The organism is Verrucomicrobiia bacterium, from assembly GCA_019634635.1.
Lineage (GTDB): Bacteria > Verrucomicrobiota > Verrucomicrobiia > Limisphaerales > UBA9464 > UBA9464.
Genome location: JAHCBB010000010.1, coordinates 125,725 through 144,674, shown reverse-complemented (window position 1 = coordinate 144,674; position 18,950 = coordinate 125,725). Strand labels below are relative to the sequence as shown.

Sequence of the window (18,950 nt, the reverse complement as noted above, 5' to 3'; positions counted from 1 at the left end):
GCACGGTTGCGCCTTGCCGGCCCGCCGCCCCCAACGTAAATGCTCCGGGTGCCCCGAAAGGTCATTGCGCGACGCAGCCCGACCAACGCTGGTCCCCGCCGGCGGCACGGATTTCGCATCGCCGCCCTGCTCCTTCCCCTCGCCATCCTCGCCGGCGTGGAATTCGGGCTGCGACTGACCGGACGCCACCGCCCCGCCGATTTCTGGATCCCCGGCCCGGCTCCCGGACGCCTCATGCCCAATCCGGATTTCGCGGCGCGGTTTGTGGGCCCATCCCTGGCCCGCATGCCCAGGGCCAGGATCGTTGACGCCACCCGACCGGCCGAATCGCTGCGAGTTCTGGTCTTTGGTGAGTCCGCCGCCCTTGGGGATCCGGAACCGGCCTTTGGCGTTTCACGCTTCCTCCAAGCCCTGCTGGAGGCCCGGCTGCCCGACCGCCGCATCGAGGTGATCAATACCGCCGTCACCGCCCTGAACTCCCACGCCATTCTCGACGCCGCCTCGGATTCCCAACGGCTCCAGGCGGATTTCTGGGTGGTCTATCCGGGAAACAACGAAGTCATCGGGCCGTTCGGACCGGCCGCGGTGCCGTCCGGAGTCCCTCCCTCGCGGGCCCTCATCCGGTGGGGTCTGGCGGTGCGCCGGACGGCCCTCGGACAATGGCTCGCGGACCGCCAGGCGGTGACTGCCGGTGGACTTTCCCTGACGCAGCGTTGGGCGGGATTGGAAACCTTCCTCGACCGGAAGGTCCCCCCGGACTCCCCGGGCCTGGATCGGGCGTATGACCACTATGCCTCCAACCTCCGCGAGATCGTGGCGTGCGGACTCCGATCGGGGGCGAAGGTGATTGTGGGGACCATGGCCGTGAATCTCCCCGACTGCCCGCCGCTTGGATCCCGTTGGAGCCTGGAAACCAATGCTCCGGCGCTCGCCCAATGGGCCCGGGCGGTGGCCAAAGCCCTCGAGGCGGACCAGGGTGCCGACGTGGACGCGGCAGTGGACGCCTGGATCCAGGCCGCCGCGCTGCGTCCCGAGGACGCCGAGACCCGCCACCACCTCGGTCTCGCCCGGCTCAGCGCAGGGGATGCCACCGGTGGCCGCACCGACCTCGAGGCCTCACGCGACCTGGACCCGCTCCGCTTTCGGGCGGACTCGCGCATCCAGGAGATCACCCGCGACACCGCACGATCCTTCCCGACAAACACCGTGCGCCTGGTGGATGCCGCCCGGCAACTGACCGGTCCCGATCCGGACCGTCCCCCGGGAGCCGACCTGTTCTTCGAGCACGTCCATTTGCGTCCCGAAGGCAGTTACGCACTCGCCCGGATGTTTGCCTCGGAAATTCTGGATCTGATCGGTGACCCAACGAGAACGGGCGCATGGCTGTCCTACGAAGGATGTCTGGGGCGACTTGGATGGACACCGCATGCCGCGGCCCGGCTGTGGGGCCAGGCACGCACGGTGACCCAGCGCCCCCCGTTTTCCCAACAGAGCAATGCCGCGCTTCGAGACCGCTATCTGGATGACCGGATTGCCGAGGCCAACGCTGCGGCACGGGCCCTCGCCCTGCCCGCCGCCATCGCGGCCGTGGCCGAAACGGTGCGGAAGCACCCGGACGACTGGGAACTGCGCGAGCAACTCGCGCGCCTGCATCAACTCGCCGGCCAATGGCCCCAAGCGGCCGCGGAGGGCCGGGAGGTGGTGTCCCGGGCGCCGGGACATGTGGTGGGGTGGTATCAGTTGGGGGAAAGCCTGTCCCAGGCGGGTGATCGAGACGGCGCAGCGGCCGCGTATCGCGAGGCTCTCGTGCTGCGGGACGATTTCATCGAGGCCCGGGTCGGCCTGGCCCGCGTGCTCGCCGAAGAGGGGCAATGGGCTCAGGCGCTGGGCGCGTTGGATGCCGTCCTGGAGGACGTGCCGGACCATCTGGTGGCCCGGGTCAATCGCGCCCTGACCTTGATGGGGCTGGAGCGGTTCGATGAGGCGGAGGCCGCCCTGCGGGCCACGGCCGAGGCGCACCCCCGGTCGCCGCTCCCGATGGTCCGGCTGGGCGAGATCCTGTCGGCCAGGAATTCCCATGGAGCCGCAGCGGCCGCCTATGCAGAGGCGGCAGCGCGAGATCCGCAGAATGCCGCGATCCACCATCGGCTGGGCATCGAACATTCCAAGTCTGGAGACGCACCGGGCGCCGAAGCGGCCCTGCGGGAGGCCGTCACGCTGGCCCCCAGGGCCTTCACGCCGCGACTGGACCTGGGCGTGGCCCTCGCCCAGCAGTCCCGATTCGCGGAGGCGATCCCCGAGTTTGAGGCGGCGGCGGCGCTTGAACCCACCAACCGGGTGGTGCAGCAATACCTCGACCTCGCGCACCGGAGACTTCGAGAGGGGGACGGGCGCTGATGTGGGACCTCATCCGGGATTTCGCGCGCTTTCTCCGGCAGGAGAAGAAATGGTGGCTCGTGCCGCTGCTCGTGGTGCTGCTGCTCCTCGGAGCCCTCGTGGTCCTCACCTCCAGCGCCGGGGTGTCGTCCTTCCTGTACCCGTTCCTGTAAACCACCGCCGCCTTCCGGGACGCCATGCGCCACGTGCTGGGGATTTCCGCATTTTTCCACGACTCCGCCGCGGCGCTGCTCAGCGAGGGACGCGTCGTGGCAGCAGCGCAGGAGGAGCGCTTCTCCCGATGCAAGAACGATGCGCGATTCCCCCACCACGCCGCCGGGTACTGCCTGCGGGAGGCCGGCATCACTCCGGATCAGCTCGACGTCATCGCCTTCTACGAGAAACCGATCCTCAAGTTCAGCCGCACGCTCGAGACGTTTCTCAGCCTCGCGCCCCGGGGCCTGCGCACCTTCACCCGCATCGTGCCCCCCTGGTTGTCCGAACGCCTCAACCTGCGAAAGACGCTCCGGAAGGCATTGCCGGGGCTCTCATCGGACTGCCGGATCCTCTTCCCTTCACACCATGAGTCCCATGCGGCGAGCGCCTTTCTGCCGTCGCCGTATCCGTCTGCCGCAATTCTCACCGTGGACGGTGTCGGCGAATGGGCGACGACCACGATCGGTCGCGGACGCGGGGGCACCGTGGAACTCCTCGAAGAACTGCGATTCCCCCATTCCCTCGGACTTCTCTATTCCGCCTTCACCGCCTATTGCGGATTCCGGGTCAACTCCGGCGAGTACAAGCTCATGGGACTCGCCCCCTACGGCGAACCGGTCCATGCCGACCTGATCCTGCGGGAGTTGATTGAATTGCGAGAGGACGGCTCCTTCCGGCTGAACACCCGTTATTTCAACCTGCTTGCCGATGACTACCTGACGAACGACCGCTTTCATGGCCTGTTTGGCGGTCCACCGCGTCCTCCCGAGGCTCCCCTGGAGCCACGCCACCTCGACATCGCACGATCCATCCAGCACGTGACCGAGGACGTTCTGCTCCGCCTGGCCCGCAGGGCGCACGCGATCACAGGCGAACGTCACCTTTGCCTGGCAGGCGGCGTGGCGTTGAACTGCGTGGCCAACGGCCGGATCCTGCGCGACGGGCCGTTCGATGCCCTATGGATCCAGCCCGCGGCTGGAGATGCGGGCGGGGCGCTCGGGGCGGCGCTGGTGGCGTGGCACGGCGATCCCGGGCGGGGTGGCCTGGGGGAGGAACGAACGCCGGTCGAGCCCGACGCCATGCAGGGGGCCTTCCTGGGCCCGGCGTTTTCGGATGCAGACGTCGAAGGGGTGCTGCGGTCCCACGCCGCGGTGTTCGAACGACTGGACCCCGGTGCGCTGCTGGAACGGACCGCCGCCGCCCTTGCCTCGGAACAGGTGGTGGGCTGGGTGCAGGGACGGATGGAGTTCGGCCCGAGAGCCCTGGGCCATCGGTCCATTCTCGGCGACCCCCGATCTCCGCGAATGCAGTCGGTCATGAACCTGAAGGTGAAGTTCCGGGAATCCTTCCGACCCTTCGCCCCCGCCGTCCGCGCCCACCGCGCCGCCGCGTTCTTCGAACTCGACACCCCATCGCCCTACATGCTGCTCGTCGCCCCGGTCCGCGCCGCGCTTCGGCGCCCGGTGGATCCCGCGGTGCGCGGACTCGACCGGTTGCGTCAGGCGCACTCCACCCTTCCCGCCATCACGCACGTGGATGGCTCGGCGCGGGTCCAGACGGTGACGGCGGCGGAAAATCCCCTGCTGGAAGCGCTCCTGGCCCGGTTTGAAGCCCGGACCGGATGTCCCGTCCTGATCAACACCTCATTCAACGTGCGCGGCGAGCCGGTGGTGTGCAGTCCCGACGACGCGTATCGGTGCTTCATCAATTCCGAGATGGACGCCCTGGTCATCGGCAGCTTCTACCTCGAACGGCCCCGTCAACCCCACCGTTCCCTGCCCCCCACCTTCGAGGCACGTCCGGACTGACGCCGTAAACCTCACGGTTTGCGCTGTGCCCGGCGCTTGGCTTCGAGGAGGCGGCTGGTGGCGCTGGCTGCAGGGGCAGGTGGCTCGGGCGCGGATGGGGCGGCCGGCGGGACCGGAGCGGGCGGACGCCCTCCCGCGTCGCCGGATTCCGGCGCCGGTGGCGTCTCCCGGGGGCGGAACAGATCCGCCGCCGGCGGAGCCGCGGGCACGGAGCCCGCCCCGGCGGCGGTGCGGGTGCTGCGGGTCCGCTCCCGGGTGGCCAGCAGGGACCCAAGGGCTTCACCGGAGCCGGCCACTTGCGGAGCCGGACGCAGCCCGAGGCGGCTCAACAGGCGGCGCCATCCCATCGCCCACTCCTCGCGGTCCACATCCACGCGGCGTATCGCGACATCCAGCACGAACAGCACCACAAGCAGCTTCAGCAGGGCCTCCCAAAGATCCCGCGGCTGAAAGGTCTTCACGCGGTTGATCCGGTAGGGATTCTCCAGGTCGGGATTGAGCAGGCGTCCGCCGCCCAGCTCAGCAAGCCGCCGCAGGAAGGGCAGATTGGGCGCGGTCTCATTGAACTCGGGGGAGTAATTGACGCTGGTCCCAACCACCTGGGACCCGACGACCTGGCCGTCGCGCCATTCCATCAGGTTGACCAGGTATGCGCCCACCTCCCGCGTTGGAAACGTCGCCTCGTAGTGCCCCGGGCCCGTTTGCTTGAGGGGCACCAGGACGCGCTCGCCCCTCGGGCTCACGACGGCGGCCTGCAGGTTGAGGAAATTGCGAAAGTTGCCCTCGGGATCGAGGGCCTCGACACCGATGATCCCCTCGCCCCCCTCCACGGTCACCTCGGTGTTGAACTCGGAGGCATCCACGCGTCGCAGGGCCCAGTTGACGACCTGGGACCAGAACTGGCGGTACTGGGCCCAGCCCATCCAGTCCTGACTCCACTTCGGCCGCGCGTCGCTGGTGAACGCCACCGCGCGGCCGAGGCCATACTGCCAGTGTGCCAGCAGCGGATCCCCCTTGTCGGTAAGCAGGGGGATCTCCGCCCGTGGCTTGGGTGATGTGGCGACGTAGCCGCGCAGCATCGGATATTCCTGGGCACCGATGCCGCGGACCAGCTCGGTGCTGACGGCCACCTGCGGTTGAAAGGGATCCTCGAAGATGGCGGACTTCAGGATGACCGCGGTTTCCTTGATGAAGATCTGCGGCAGCAGCGCGGCCGACTTCACATCGTAGAAGCGTCCACTGCCCTGGGCCGCCATCCACTCCATGGTGGTGGGCTGGACGTGCCCGCCGATCATCACGGTGCTGATCGTCACACGCGCGGCGACCAGGTCCTTCATCAGCGCATCGGAGGGTGGATTGGGGTCGCCGTCGCTGAACACGATGAGGTGCTTGAGGTTGGCCGTGGATTTCCGGAGGTCCGCGTAGGCCATGCTCATCAGGCCCTGGAAGCTCGGCAGATCGCCCTGGTTCATGCCGGCGATGAGGCCGGCCAGCCGGTTCTTGTTGCCGACCGGCTGCAGGTCGAAGAGGGCCCGCTCGGTGCCATCCCACAGCCACACCCCCATTTCATCCTGCGGCCCGAGGGCGTCGAGCGCCGCCAGGGCGATATCGCGGGCCACCTCGTTGCCATTGGCAAACTCCATGCCGTGCATCACCAGGCCGAGGGCTCCCTTGGGAAGCACCTTCTTGGAGCTGAGTTCCATGTCGAGCGGCAGGGTGGTCTCCAGCGGCGTGTTGCGGTACCCGCCCGCGGCATACGCCTGGTCGCCGCCGATCGCCACGAGGCCGACGCCAAAGTCGCGAACCGCGCTTTCGAGCAGACTCATGCCATCCCGTCCCAGATCCCCGGCGGCCACGTTGGAGAGGACCACCACGTCGTAGCTTTGGATTTCGGCAAGGGTCGCCGGCAGACCCCGCTCGTCCACCACCCTCACCTCGAGCCGGCCCTCCCGCAGTGCCTCGACAAGCGCGCGGTCCTGCGTGGCATCGCTGCTCACGACCAGCACGCGCGGATCCCCACGTACATTCACAAACCCGGCGGCCTTGTTGTTCTGGGCCACGCTGTCGCCGTCGGCATCCACCTGCACCTCGTAGCCGTAGAATCCGGGGTCCTCGAGGGTCTGCGGCAGCGAGATGAGGTTCTTGCCGGGCTCCAGGATCATGCGCTGCTCGCCCAGAAGCCGGTCATTGCGGAAGAACCGGATGGTGGCGGGGCGGCGGGAATCAGCGGTGGCGACGACCCGGGTCTCAAACGTCTGGCCCTTCTTCAGCGTGGCCGGCAGGGCCAGCTTCTGCACCGAGACGTCGCTGCCGCGGGCAGCCCCCAGGGGCACGACGTCGAGCGTCACGCCCAGCGGACGCGCCGCGGTCAGGGCCGCCACCGCGTCGCCGACGTTCTCATTGCCATCCGACAGGAGCACCAGGCGTTTCTGTCCGGTCTCGGGAAAAGCGGCGGTCCCGAGCCGGATCGCCGCCGCAATGTCCGTCCGTTCGGTGCCCACCACCGCCTGGATTTTTTCGGCGTCCGCCACCGACGTCGCCGTCGTCTCCAGGGCCGCATCGGTGCCGAAGATGAGGAACCCCGCCTTGTCGGCCTCGCGTTTCGCCCGGGCCCAGCGGTTGGCAAGGGCCCGTGCCGCCTCCTGCTGTGCGGAGGGCACGGAGTCGGACCGGTCCAGCAGGAAGAAGATGTTCATGCCCTCCTGTGGCCGCTTCCACTGGGTGCCCGCCAGCGCCCCAAGGATCAGGAAGATCAGCACAAGCCGCAGGCCACCCGAAACCCATCGCCTCCAAGGGGTCAGTGAGGCATCGGACCGCCACGCCAGCCACACGGTGACCGCCACTGCGGGGGGCAGCAGCAGGAGCCAGTGGGGATGGGTGAACTGAAGGGGCATCGGAACGGGAATCTGGAAAAACGCGGCGAGGGTCGAAGCGGGCTTACCGGACGGCTGAAGGCGGTTTGCGGTGGAGTTTCTGGACGCGGTGATTCTGGGAGTCGGCGATGTAGAGATTGCCCCGGGAATCGAGGGCGATGGACCACGGGTTGGCGAACTGACCTGGCGCGGCCCCGGGGCCGCCAATGACCTCGATCACGCGGTCCCGGGCATCCAGCACGGTGATCCGGCTGTTTCCGAACTCGCAGACATACTGGCGGCCGTCGGGATCCACGCGGATATCGTAGGGGTAGCTGAACTCGCCGGGATGAGAGCCCGCGCGTCCATGGCAACGCAAGAATCCTCCATCCCGGTCGAACACCTGGATCCGATGATTGCAGGAGTCGGCCACATACACTTCGTCGCGAGGGCCAATCGCAAGGCCCTCCGCCCGGCTGAACCGGCCGGGGGCATCGCCTGCCGACCCCCAGCCGGCGGTCAGGCATGCCTGGCGCACCGGGCCCAACGACCCGATCACCTCGAAACAAGGCCCCGGCTCCGGCGCGTCGCCCGCGCCCTGGGAATTGCCGATCCTGAATCGCTGGACGCGATCCACCACCGTGTACTCGCTCACGAAAAACTCCCCCTGCGAGTCCTGGGCGATGCCCCGCGGTAGAATCATCCGGCCGGCCTCGATCCCCTTCACGCCCCATTGCAGGATCAACTGCCCCTCGGGAGTGAAGTGGTTCACCCGCTGATAGTGAGGTTCGATCACCAGCACGAGACCGTCCTGGTCGCACCCCATGCCCTTGGGCTTGCCAAGGTCCGTCTCCGGCATCTGCCACTGGAGCTCGTAGTGACCCTCCGCATCGAATCTCTGGATGCGCCCGGTGAGGTCCGCCACGTAGAGCCGGTCCTCACGATCACAAGTCAGGGTCCGCGGTTTGTTGAACTGCCCTGGAGCGACACCACGCGACCCGATCACGGCCACACCGGAAAACAAGACGGACTCCACGGGCGCCGTCCCGGGACCCGGATCCCCCCCGGGATTGGGACGACACCCGGTAACGGCCGGCAGCAACGCGACGCACGACAGACCTCCGGCGCCAATCCGCACCCAGGATCGCCCAAGCCGGGATCGGTGGATCCATCGGGCGGCGCCGCCCAGCACTGTCCACCCCACCCATGGCGCCACGGCGAGCCCCAGCAGGAGGAGGCACAGCGCATTGACCTGCGCGGCGTGTCCGTAATGCAGAAGGTTGAAAACCCGCAATGCGAGCGTCTCCCCCCCGGGCGGCTGGATCAGGACCACGGTTTCCACATCCCACAGCGCGAGCAGGTAGACGACGTACCAGGTGGCGAGGCATCCGCGGGACACCTGGGGCCACACGGCGTCGCGGAGCGTGCCCCAGCGTCCGGCACCCATCACACGCGCCATGTCCACCAACGCCGGATCCGCCGTTGCATGCGTCCGCGCCACCAGGGCCCCACCGACCGCGGCGTAACGGATCGCCAGTGCCAGCACGACGATCGCCATGGACTGATACACCACGGCAAGGCCCGGCCGGTTGCAAAGGGCGATCAGCACCACTCCGGTGAATACCCCCGGGAGCAGGAACGGAATCCAGAGGAGCCGGCCGCCGCGGAGACGCCACCCAGCCACGCGCCACGCGACGGCGACGCCCACGACGATCGTCGCACCCAGCAGTGCGGAGAGGAGGGAGTTGGCGGCCGCGTGTTTTCCAGCCATGGCGGCACCCGGGAGCTCGGTCCAGGTGCGCCTGCTGGTCACGAGCCGGCTCAGCGGGGCGGCGAGGGTGAGCGCGGTCCACGCCAGCGTCACGCCCAGCCCACCCGTCCACCACCGGCCCGCGGCGCGGCGGAAGGCATCCGGAGGCAGGACCCCGGCCCATCGGGGCCACGAAATCCGACGGCGGCCGGCCCAGGCGAGTACCAGCAGGGGGATGATCAGCAGGGGCCATGTGGACGCCACCGCGCCGCCAGCGTCGAGGCGGGTGTTGAAGCGGATCCAGAACTCCTCGGTGAACACCCGAAACTGAAACAATACCGGGACCGTGAAATTGGCGAGGGCCAGGGCCACGACCACCACGCCGGCCACGACCAGCTCGCCCCGGGCCGCTGGAAGGAGGACGCCGAAGACGAGACGCCGCCCGCGTATCCACGGATCGGCCTCCAGCAACGCAGGCTCAATGCGCGACCACGCGCCCAGCACCAGCAAGGCAACGAGCGGCCAGAGCAGGCCGGCGATGCACAGCACCGCCAGCACCCCTGATCCGGCGCCGAGCACCCACGGAGACGCAAGAGCCCTCCAGCCCGCGGTGACATCCAGCCAATGGTTGGCCGCCAGGAACGGGGGCACCGCTGGCGACACCAGGATCAGCCCCAGAAGGAGCGTCCGCAGACGACCCGGGGCCCCCGCCACTGCGAGTGCACCAAGGACCCCGGTCAGCAGGGCCACCAGGAGCACGCCGGTCGCGAGGGCCAGGGATTGGACCAGCGTGGTGGCGATCACCGGGCCCAGGAGGTTGTTGCCCGTGAATTCATCGGCGGAACAGGTTCTTGAGCTGGTCCGTTCCCGTGTCGAGTTCCGCCAGAAGCCGTTCCCAGTCTGGCGCCGCCGGTTCCGGACCCGTCCCCGGTTCCTCAAGCGCCCCAACCGCCTCGAGCTCGCGGCGTACCGCCTCCGAGGTCAGATGGTCCAACAGCCGCCGGGCCTCCGGGGACACCCCGCCATTTCGCGGTACCAGCGCCACGGTGTTGGGAATGCGCAGGGAATCAAGGTCGGGCGGCAGCGCAACGACGTCCAGTCCCTCCCGTCGAGCGGCCTCGATGTCGTCGGAATCCGTCAGGCCGACGAGCGCCTCGCCCCGGGCGACGCGGCGAACCACCTGCGAATTCCCCTCCTCGATGAACGGCTCGTTCGCGGCGAGGGCCTCGCACCAGGCGAGCCAGTTGGATTCCCCCCAACGTTGTCGCAACACCAGAAAGTGGGTCGCGGTGGTCCCGAAGAGCGGGTAGGCCATCGCGAGGCGCCCGCGGAACCGGACGTTGGTCAGTTCGCGAAACGATTCCGGAGGCGCCCAACCGTCGGGCACGACTTCCGGCATCACCAGTCGCCGGGTGCGCTGCCCAAAGGCGGTCCACCGCGGCACCTGACCAAACACGCCGCGGCCGGCCAGCTGGCGGGTCCGCAGTTCCTCGTTGCCCCAGAACACGTCGGCAACCGGATGCCCCTGTTCCGCAAGCAACCGGTTGGCCAGACCGACGGTCTTGACCGCCTCGCTGTCGAACACAGTCCGGACGCGAATCCCGGTGGACGCCTCGAATCCCGCAAGCAGGGGCTCGGCAAAGACCTGATCCTGGGCGCAGTAGAGGACGACGGACGCCGGGGCGCGACGGAACGAAACCAGGACGGCCACCACCGCGATCAGGGCAAGGGCGCCCAAAAGCAGGGGGACGGTCCCGGTCCGGCTTCCAGATCCTGACGGCGGGGATTCGGTCATGCCGTCCTCCGGTGAAACCACCACCATTCCCCGAGCAGGACGCCCAGACCCGCGAGGGCGAACCAGCGCCACGACTCGAGATTGGCGCGGCGCGTCGTCGTGGCCGCGATTTCGCCGCGCCGGCCAAGATCCAGCTGCTCCTGAGGCGTCACATCCGTCTCCGCCGCGTCGAGCAGATTGACCGCGAACACCACGTCGTTGGTGCCCCACTGAACCCGATACACCCCCTGCCTTCCGGTGTCACCGAACACAAATTCCCGCGAATCGGGGTCCACCGGAACCGTTCGTTCCGCGCCGCCGGGCAACACGACCCGGGCCACCGAGGGACCCGTCCCGGCCGCCAACGGCATGCGAAACGCCTCGCCGGCACGGATCAGCCGCTCCGCCGCCGCCACGCTGGCCGGGTTCAACCATTCCACGGCGTTGGCCACAAAAATCGGGAAACTGATCCGCAACGGCCACGTGCTCTGAAGCGGATCAAACGCCACCCAGATGATGCGCTGGCGTCCCAATTCACCGGCGAGGACCAACGGAGTCTCCGGGGAATCCACGAGGGCCACCGCCCATCCCGGAGTCGGCGTCGCCAGCGCCTGGGCGACGGCGACATTGTCAAAACTGACGAACCGCAGCACCGGATGGCTGTTGCGCCAGTCCACGATCGGGGGTGCCTCCAGCACTCCGGGCTCCGCCGGGAACCACCCGGGTGGCACGACCTCAAACGCCAGCACATTGCCCGTCGGCCAGACCGCGGGCGTCACGGCGTCCAGCACCACGAGGTCCATGTCCGCGGCGGGCGTGGTCAGGTCCGCAGCCACCACCAGGTCCACCTGCGGCCCCGAGGCGGCGAGGGCCTTTTCAAGGAAGCGGTTTCCCCGGGTCACCAGCAGCACCCGGATGGGTGCCGGCATCTGGCTTACCACACGCGCCTCGTTGTCCGCCGCCAGCAGGTCCTCATGACGCAACCGCACGGAGAAGATCCCGTCCCGCTCCTGGGAGGCGACGAAGGCCACCGGGGTGGTGTTCGTGGGCCCGATGCGGACCGGTTTGGATTCGACGAGGCGGTCGTCGAGTCGCAATTCCACGGTGGTCTCCACAGGGGTCGTGCCCGGATTGGCAATGGAGGCAAAGATCGCACGCTGGGAGGGTTCCTCGGGGTTGGCCTTGACGTCCAAGGCCACGATTCCGGCGTTGTCGGATTTCGAGCCGACCTTGTGAAACACCAGCCGCAGGTCCTTCTTTTCGAACTCCGAAAGGTCCACCCCGGCCCCGTCGCTGAACAGGTGGATCTCGGCGTCCGAACGGTCGCGGGTCAGCGTGGCGGCCACCTGCAGGGCCTCCGCGAGCCGGGTCGGGGCATCCGACGGCCGGGCGGCCTCGATCGCGCGGCGAAGGGCCGATTTCTCCGAGGTGGCCGACTGACGCACCTCCGCATGGGCACCGGCCACCATGACCAGCATCTGGGCGCTCCGCGGACCAAACCCTGTGGGGAGCGCGTCCACCAGTGCGAGGGCGCCGGCCCGCGCCGCGTCGAACCGGGTCGGGCTGCCATCGCGGGACTGCATGGAGGCGCTCGCGTCCAAGATGACGATCTGCAGGGATGCCTCGGCGGTTCGACCGGCGAAGTAGGGGCGCGCGAGGGCCAGGACGATGAGCAGCAGGAGCAGCAGCTGGAGCAGCAGCAAGGTGCTGTGACGCAGCCGCTGGAATGGCGCACTGGCCTGGGTCTCGGCGAGGAACCGTTGCCACAACAACGTGCTGGGCACCAAACGCACCTGCCGCTTGCGCTTGAGCAGGTAGAAGCTCACCACCACCGGCAGCGACAGCGCGAACAGGAAGGCCAGGGGTGCGAGGAAGTTCATGTGGCGGCCGTCCACGACACTGTCGGCCGCCGACTCCCGCGATCAACCCGGAAAAGTCCGCTCCTCCCGATCCGGTGGGGCAAGGCTCCTGCCGCGCCGTCCGCGGAACCGTGAGCCGACCTGGTGGAGATCCCACACGCGCACGCCGGGAGGCCCCACCGGGATTGGAGCCTTGGCCCTTTTTGCGGTGGGGCGGTGCCCTCACTTCAATCCGTGGCGATTCCACCGCGGATCCGCTGCCCCCCAAGAGCCCGGAACGCGGCAGGAGTGGCGGCGACTCCACACGCCCCAGCCGTCCGCGCTCCAGGCGCGGACGTGAGATCCTCTCCAAGCCTGCCACCAAAAGGTGCGGCACCCACGCCGCGACGCTCAGCGGCCACTTCGGAGACAGGCTCCCATTCAACCCACCGGATTCATCGCCCCTGATCGCGCGTGACATTGATTTTCCCACCACGCTCATCCCTGAATGCACCATGGCACGCGCAAGGGTGGTGTTCGTCTCCATGGTGCTGTTCGCGGCGCTGGCGGGCGCCTTCGTGTGGCTCGCCAGGACGGGCAACTTCGGCCCGATCGTCCAGGAGGTCACCCTCACTAACGGCGTGACCCTGAGATTGGTGTCGGTGCAATGCGGCACCCGGCACAGAAACCCCTTTGACACCCCGTGGCAGCAACTCGCATCCCTCGTTCCGGATGCCGTCGCGCGCCGGCTCAAGTTGCCGCCAGCACACCCAATGCTTCGGAGCGGGACCAACAAGGTCCTCACCGCATGGATCACGGTGTCCCCTTCTGTGCCCAGCCCGGGCCCGGGCCAACCGGCGTTCGGTCTGCTGATGGGCGACGACGAGGGCAACTTTGCGGGAGACGCTGGGTTCATGACCCTCAACGGGAAAACGGGCGACGGCCGATTCTACGAGGGCCATCGGTTCGCAATTTTCCCACGGCGCAGTCCGACGCTGCGGCTCCGGGTCTATGCGGATCCATGGAACCCAGGCAACCTCCTGCATGAATTCCGCATTCCCAACCGCTTCCGCTCCAAGACCCCGCCGTGGACCCATCCCCCGGCGCCTGCGACGGCTGCCAACGGGGACCTCCAGGCCACGTTGGAATCGTTCCTGATTGTGACCAACACCGCCTCGGGCGACCGCTACCTGGCCCGCGACCGCAGTGTCCACCTCGAATTCTCGGTGCGGCAAGGCGGCGCTCCCACCACCAACTGGGTCGCCTATCATGTCCAGCGGGTCGCCGATGCGACCGGCAATGAAGGCGACGGCAACAGTTGGAATCATGGCTGGGACGGTGAGCGGACGTACAACCGTTTTTCCCAATGGCCACTTCCCGCTGGCGAACCGTGGCAGATGCAGGTCGAATTTTGCCAGACCGCCGGTTTCCCCGAATCCGAAATCTGGCATGTCGAGAAGGTTCCCATCCAGGACGACGCCGCACCCGCGCCGGAGGTGCGCACCCACATGCTGCATGGTGAACGGATCACCCTCGTCCGACTTGGGACTCCCCGGTGGGGGAGGGACCGCAGCGATTCGCCGAAACGCGACGTCGTCCTGCAATTAAAAGCCGGCGGAAAACCCGACCTGCGGCGGTGGCATCTCACCGTCGTCCGGGCCGTCGCCTCCACGGGAGAGGCGTTCGCGAGTGGCACCTGGAGCGGCAGCGATGACGACCGGGAATTCACGTACAACGTCTCCACCAATGCGGGCTCCATGGATTTCTGGATCGCGTACGCCCCGAGCCGGATTCTAGAATTCACTGCGGAGCCGACCCCAAGCGGCAGCAACCGCTGACAGAGGACCCCGACGGGGAACACCCACCAACCTCGTTCGCGCGACGGTGACATCGTCCATCGCCCACTCCCGCCCCCCGGACTTGACGCTCGCCCCTCCGATCCGGAGCATCTCGCAAGACTACCTCCCGCCGGGACCGCGTCGTTGCCGCCACGTTCCTCCGGGAATGCAATCCACATTCCAGCTGATTTCCCCCGATGAATCCCCCCTCGTTTCGATGGCTCATTCCCGGACTCATCCTGCTCCTCGGCGCTTCGAAGGCCCTGGCGGCGGCACTGGTGGATGACTTTTCGGTCGAAAGCGTCGAACTGAACACCGCGGCGCCGCCCCCCTTCCCGATTGACACCACCCAGGTTCTCAATGGTCTCGGACAGACCGTCTCGCGCACGTTCAGCGTCGGTGCCGCCACGGGTATGGCCCAGGTGCAGGTCTTCCAGGGCAGCTTTGGGTTCATTGCCGAGCCAGCGTCGGGCAGCGTTGCCTCCCTCGGCTATGACAGCTTCACCGCGGATCTTTCCGCCACGCCGTTCCTGCGGCTGGATTTCCTCTCCATCGTTGGCATCGGATCCATGGCCATCGAACTGCGGGGCGCATCCGGCACCCAGACGACCGGTCTCATTGAGCAGCAGTTGGTGTCCGGTGCCGGCATCTCCCGCTTCTTCGATGTCCGCACATTCGCCGACTATCAGCCGGGCTTTCTCTCGGATGTGGACTTTCTCATCCTGGCCTTCGCCGGGACCGAAGGACAATTCTTCGATTTGAAGCTGGACCGGATTTCCTTCACCGGCGATGCCGGCCTCGGGGGGGAGATCCCCGAGCCCGCCGCGACGGCCGGATTCGCGGGCGCCCTGCTCGGGCTCCTGGGGCTGGCGCGCCGGGCCCGCAGTCGCTCTCGGACGCGATCCTGAGCGCCCAAAGTTGGGCACACGGGGACAGAACAATGGTGGCTCACCTCACGCGGTGCGGGAACGTTCGGATTGCCAAAGAAAGTGGACCCGCAGGTGGTCGCCTGCACGGTCTCGTCCCGGCCATCAAGCCCGCGCGTTTTTGCCGAAGAGCCCCCGAAGCATCGCCGAGTAATTCCGGGAGGACGGCCCCAGCGAGAACCGGCGGCACGAACGGGCAAGGCGTCCGACGATCTCGCCAAATTCTCCCTGGCTGAGCGGCTGCAGTCCCAGCATCAATGCCGATGCCTGCCACACGAAGTCGTGAACGGGACCGAGGCTGGCACCGTCCGGACGCCTCCGCAGGGCGGAATACACCTCCCTCAATTCGTCGTCCCGAAGGTCCCCGACGACTTCCGCAAGTTCTCTGACGCTCAACTCGAGCACCGAGATGGGGCGATCGTACTCGCCCGGATAGTCCCCAAGGTTTGGCGGCGGCCGGTCGCCGCGGAACAGCGATTGCAGCGATTCCACCCGCCATAGCCAGGTCTGATCGGCACAGGCCAGAACCACCTCGCGCCGGTCGAAGGCCCGAAGCCTCGAGTATGAGCTGCCCGACGGCAGCTCGGCCGGCACCGCAACCTTGGGCACGAACTGAAGCACCGGCAGCGGCGTACCAAAAGCCTCCCGGAGACTCGGATCCAGTTCCTCGACCTTCAGATAACCGTCACCAGTTTCGGACACCCCTGGCCCTTACGCCAAGGTGTCTCCCGGAGCAATGAGGATTCCCGGCCTGCCGGACGGGTCCAAGTCCGCTCTCGCAATTCCCAGGAGGGGCATCCGTGCCGGGAGCTTCAGCCCGGCCCGAACTTCAAGACCCCGGCGTCGTGTGTTTGACGGGCGCCGGCACCGGACGGATGGCCGACAACGGGAACCGCACGACGTTCGTTCCGTTCTGGTTTCGGGCCTCGACCGGCTCGGCAAGCCGCTGGAGCAGACCGAACATGGCCCGGTTTTCGGGGAGGACGGTCGCCTGGAATCCAGCGATGCCCTGCTCCCCGGCGATGCGCGCGAGATGACGCAGGAGAAAGGCGGCCAGCCCGCGGCGACGGAAATTTTCGCGCACCACCACGGCGATTTCGGCCCATTGGGTCGCCGGATCGCGGTGGTATCGTGCCACCGCGACCAGGCGCTCGGACCCGCCATCCGGCACCAGGGCCACCAGCGCCATGTCGTCCCGATAATCCAGGGTCACGAGGCGCTGGACCATCGCGTTGGGCAGATGCCGCAGGTCGGAAAAGTATCGTTGGTAGATCGTGGAAGGCTCGTGCGTGTAAAACAGTTCCTTCAGCAATCGTTCGTCCGTGGGCCGGATCGGACGCACCCGCGCGACCAGACCCGGTTCCAGCAACTGCTCGACCTCGTACTTCAACGGGTAGGGGCGCAATCCGGCCGGCAGCGCGATCTGGTCGGCGGGAACCAGCCGACGGTCCCGCGCCTCGCGCAGCAACTCATCGCGAAATTTCGGATGCGCGATATGGATCAGGGCGAGCGCCCGCTCCCGAACCGAACGGCCATGCAGGAATGCCACCCCATACTCGGTGACCACATAGTGGGCATCCGCACGGGTGGTCACGACGCCGGCGCCCGGCTTCAGCATCGGTGTGATGCGCGAGACGGTGCCGTCGCGCGTGGCGGACGGCAGGGCGATGATCGGTTTACCCTCCCGGCTGCGGGCTGCCCCGCGCATGAAATCCGTCTGCCCCCCAAATCCGCTGTAGAAACGCCCCCCGATGGAGTCCGCACAAATCTGTCCGGTCAGGTCCACCTCGATCGCCGAGCTGATGGCGATCATCCGGTCATTGCGTGCGATCTGGAACGGGTCGTTGGTGAACTCGGTCGGACGAAACTCGAACGCCGGATTGTCGGCGAGGTAGTCGTAGAAGGCCCGGGAGCCAAAGCAGAAACTGGTGACAATCTTGCGCGGCAGGAGCGTCTTGCGGGAACCGTTGAGCACACCGGCCTCAATGAGGGGCACGACGGCCTCGGTGAGCATTTCGGTGTGCATCCCCAGATCCCGCTTGCCGATCAACGCCCCGAGCACCGCGCTGGGAATGGCGCCGATGCCGGTTTGCAGCGTGGCCCCGTCGGGCACCAGGGTCTCGATGAATTCGGCAATCCGCTGCGCCTCGGGCGATTCCGGTTCTGATGGATGCTCCAGCAGCGGCCGGTCGCTCTTCACCAGGGCGTCCAGTTCGCTCACGTGGACGAAGCTGTCGCCCAGCGTGCGCGGCACATGGGGATTCACCTCGGCAATGACATGGTCCGCCGACTCCACGGCGGCCTTCACCACGTCCACGGAGACCCCGTAGCTGCAGAACCCATGCGCATCCGGTGGACTGACCTGCACCAGGGCCAGGTTGAGGTGAATGCGTCGTTCCCGGAACAGGCGGGGAATCTCCGACAGGAACACCGGCGTGTAGTCGGCCAGACCGGACTGGACCGCGGATCGCACGTTGCCTCCGATGAAGAAGGAGTTTTGGCGGAAATGCTCCCGAAGTTCCTCCCGGGCGTACGGAGCCTCGCCGTGCGTGAGGATGTGCAGCACTTCCACGTCGAACACCTCGGACGCCCGGGCCGCGAGGGCCTCCACCAGGACCTGCGGCGCGGCGCATCCGGATCCGATGAACACCCGCATGCCGCTGGCCAGGCAGGACAAAGCCTCGCGGGCGGACATCCAGGGAGGCGACGGGGCAGACATCGGGACCAGTGGAGCCACCCCGCGGACCCCTGACAAGATCGAGCACCGAACTCCCGATCCATGCCCCGCGACACGCCCCTTCACCCGTCGGCGGCCACCATCCCGGCTTCCCCGGTTGACTTCACCGGCCCGGGCACGCTCCTTGACCGGGTGTACCGAATGCTCCTGATCGTGTGGATGGCGTGGTGCCTTCCGCAGGCCGCCCCCACCCGGCTCGCGGCCGACGAGCCGGCCCCCCGCCGGACGGTGATGGTCCTCGGGGACTCCCTGGCCGCCGGCTATGGCGTGGACCCATCGGAGTCGTTTCCCGCACGACTTCAGGAACTCGCCGACGAGGCCGGCCTTCCCGTGACAGTGGTCAACGCGGGGGTCAGCGGCGATACGACCGCTGGCGGACTGCGGCGGCTGGACTGGCTGCTGCGGCGTCCGGTGGATGTGCTGCTCATCGAACTGGGGGGCAACGATGGATTGCGGGGCCTCGCGCCGGAGGCAACCCGCACCAACCTGACGGGCATTGTCCGCCGCGCGCGGGAACAACGTCCCGGCGTCGAGATCCTCCTCGCCGGCATGCAAATGCCCCCCAACATGGGGGAAGCGTATGGCTCCCGGTTCCAGAAGGTGTTCCCCGAGGTGGCCGGGGCGGAGGGAGTCGAACTGATTCCGTTCCTGTTGGAGGGCGTTGGCGGGATCCCTGAGTTGAATCTGCCGGACCAGATCCACCCCACCGCCGCGGGACATCGCCTGATCGCAAGCAATGTCTGGATCACCCTTGAACCGGTCCTCCGAAAATCCGGGAAACGGTGAGAAGGCGAACGCCAGGCACCCCCGGACGAAGCCCGAAGCCCGAAGCCCG

Annotated in this window: 12 protein-coding genes; 6 read left to right on the top strand and 6 right to left on the bottom strand. The window is 67.7% G+C overall.

Translation table 11 applies throughout. The annotated features are described in order from the left end of the window. The first annotated feature begins 48 nt into the window (after positions 1-48). The 3 genes from KF791_09330 to KF791_09320 are packed head-to-tail and all read left to right on the top strand — an operon-like array spanning position 49 to position 4,400. A complete protein-coding gene (locus KF791_09330; protein MBX3732785.1) occupies positions 49-2,397 on the top strand; it encodes a tetratricopeptide repeat protein in 2,349 nt (782 codons plus the stop codon). Continuing rightward, a complete protein-coding gene (locus KF791_09325) occupies positions 2,397-2,549 on the top strand; it encodes a hypothetical protein (GenBank protein MBX3732784.1) in 153 nt (50 codons plus the stop codon). Before KF791_09330 ends, KF791_09325 begins: the two co-directional genes overlap by 1 nt. A gap of 24 nt (positions 2,550-2,573) precedes the next feature. Beyond that, positions 2,574-4,400: a carbamoyltransferase gene (locus tag KF791_09320; protein MBX3732783.1), complete on the top strand. Its 1,827-nt coding sequence runs from the start codon at positions 2,574-2,576 to the stop codon at positions 4,398-4,400. Positions 4,401-4,411: 11 nt separating this feature from the next. Here KF791_09320 and KF791_09315 read toward each other — a convergent pair whose 3' ends face one another. The 4 genes from KF791_09315 to KF791_09300 are packed head-to-tail and all read right to left on the bottom strand — an operon-like array spanning position 4,412 to position 12,656. Next, positions 4,412-7,294, bottom strand: a complete 2,883-nt coding sequence (locus tag KF791_09315) for a hypothetical protein (GenBank protein ID MBX3732782.1) — start codon at positions 7,292-7,294, stop codon at positions 4,412-4,414. Between the two features lie 43 nt (positions 7,295-7,337). Then, the gene (locus tag KF791_09310; GenBank protein MBX3732781.1) at positions 7,338-9,806 is read right to left on the bottom strand and encodes a hypothetical protein; all 2,469 of its coding nucleotides are present in this window, start codon (positions 9,804-9,806) and stop codon (positions 7,338-7,340) included. Between the two features lie 28 nt (positions 9,807-9,834). Beyond that, positions 9,835-10,797: a substrate-binding domain-containing protein gene (locus KF791_09305; protein MBX3732780.1), complete on the bottom strand. Its 963-nt coding sequence runs from the start codon at positions 10,795-10,797 to the stop codon at positions 9,835-9,837. Next, positions 10,794-12,656, bottom strand: a complete 1,863-nt coding sequence (locus KF791_09300; protein ID MBX3732779.1) for a VWA domain-containing protein — start codon at positions 12,654-12,656, stop codon at positions 10,794-10,796. Before KF791_09300 ends, KF791_09305 begins: the two co-directional genes overlap by 4 nt. 473 nt (positions 12,657-13,129) lie before the next feature. Here KF791_09300 and KF791_09295 point away from each other — a divergent pair, with 473 nt between their 5' ends. Together KF791_09295 and KF791_09290 are read left to right on the top strand one after the other, a co-directional pair. After that, entirely contained in the window at positions 13,130-14,452 is a 1,323-nt protein-coding gene (locus KF791_09295) for a hypothetical protein (GenBank protein ID MBX3732778.1), read from the top strand. Positions 14,453-14,649: 197 nt separating this feature from the next. After that, positions 14,650-15,360, top strand: a complete 711-nt coding sequence (locus tag KF791_09290) for a hypothetical protein (GenBank protein MBX3732777.1) — start codon at positions 14,650-14,652, stop codon at positions 15,358-15,360. A gap of 123 nt (positions 15,361-15,483) precedes the next feature. Here KF791_09290 and KF791_09285 read toward each other — a convergent pair whose 3' ends face one another. Further along, complete coding sequence (locus tag KF791_09285) at positions 15,484-16,080, bottom strand: hypothetical protein (protein ID MBX3732776.1); 597 nt, start codon at positions 16,078-16,080, stop codon at positions 15,484-15,486. 127 nt (positions 16,081-16,207) lie between these two features. Continuing rightward, a complete protein-coding gene (locus KF791_09280; GenBank protein ID MBX3732775.1) occupies positions 16,208-18,073 on the bottom strand; it encodes a GNAT family N-acetyltransferase in 1,866 nt (621 codons plus the stop codon). 183 nt (positions 18,074-18,256) lie between these two features. Here KF791_09280 and KF791_09275 point away from each other — a divergent pair, with 183 nt between their 5' ends. Next, positions 18,257-18,901, top strand: a complete 645-nt coding sequence (locus tag KF791_09275) for an arylesterase (GenBank protein MBX3732774.1) — start codon at positions 18,257-18,259, stop codon at positions 18,899-18,901. Positions 18,902-18,950 lie beyond the last annotated feature (49 nt).

Coding starts and splice junctions, on each gene's coding strand:
- KF791_09325 (MBX3732784.1), top strand. CDS start 2,397: ATGTGGGACCTCATCCGGGATTTCGCGCGCTTTCTCCGGCAGGAGAAG.
- KF791_09300 (MBX3732779.1), bottom strand. CDS start 12,656: ATGAACTTCCTCGCACCCCTGGCCTTCCTGTTCGCGCTGTCGCTGCCG.
- KF791_09320 (MBX3732783.1), top strand. CDS start 2,574: ATGCGCCACGTGCTGGGGATTTCCGCATTTTTCCACGACTCCGCCGCG.
- KF791_09305 (MBX3732780.1), bottom strand. CDS start 10,797: ATGACCGAATCCCCGCCGTCAGGATCTGGAAGCCGGACCGGGACCGTC.
- KF791_09315 (MBX3732782.1), bottom strand. CDS start 7,294: ATGCCCCTTCAGTTCACCCATCCCCACTGGCTCCTGCTGCTGCCCCCC.
- KF791_09295 (MBX3732778.1), top strand. CDS start 13,130: ATGGCACGCGCAAGGGTGGTGTTCGTCTCCATGGTGCTGTTCGCGGCG.
- KF791_09290 (MBX3732777.1), top strand. CDS start 14,650: ATGAATCCCCCCTCGTTTCGATGGCTCATTCCCGGACTCATCCTGCTC.
- KF791_09275 (MBX3732774.1), top strand. CDS start 18,257: ATGCTCCTGATCGTGTGGATGGCGTGGTGCCTTCCGCAGGCCGCCCCC.
- KF791_09280 (MBX3732775.1), bottom strand. CDS start 18,073: ATGTCCGCCCGCGAGGCTTTGTCCTGCCTGGCCAGCGGCATGCGGGTG.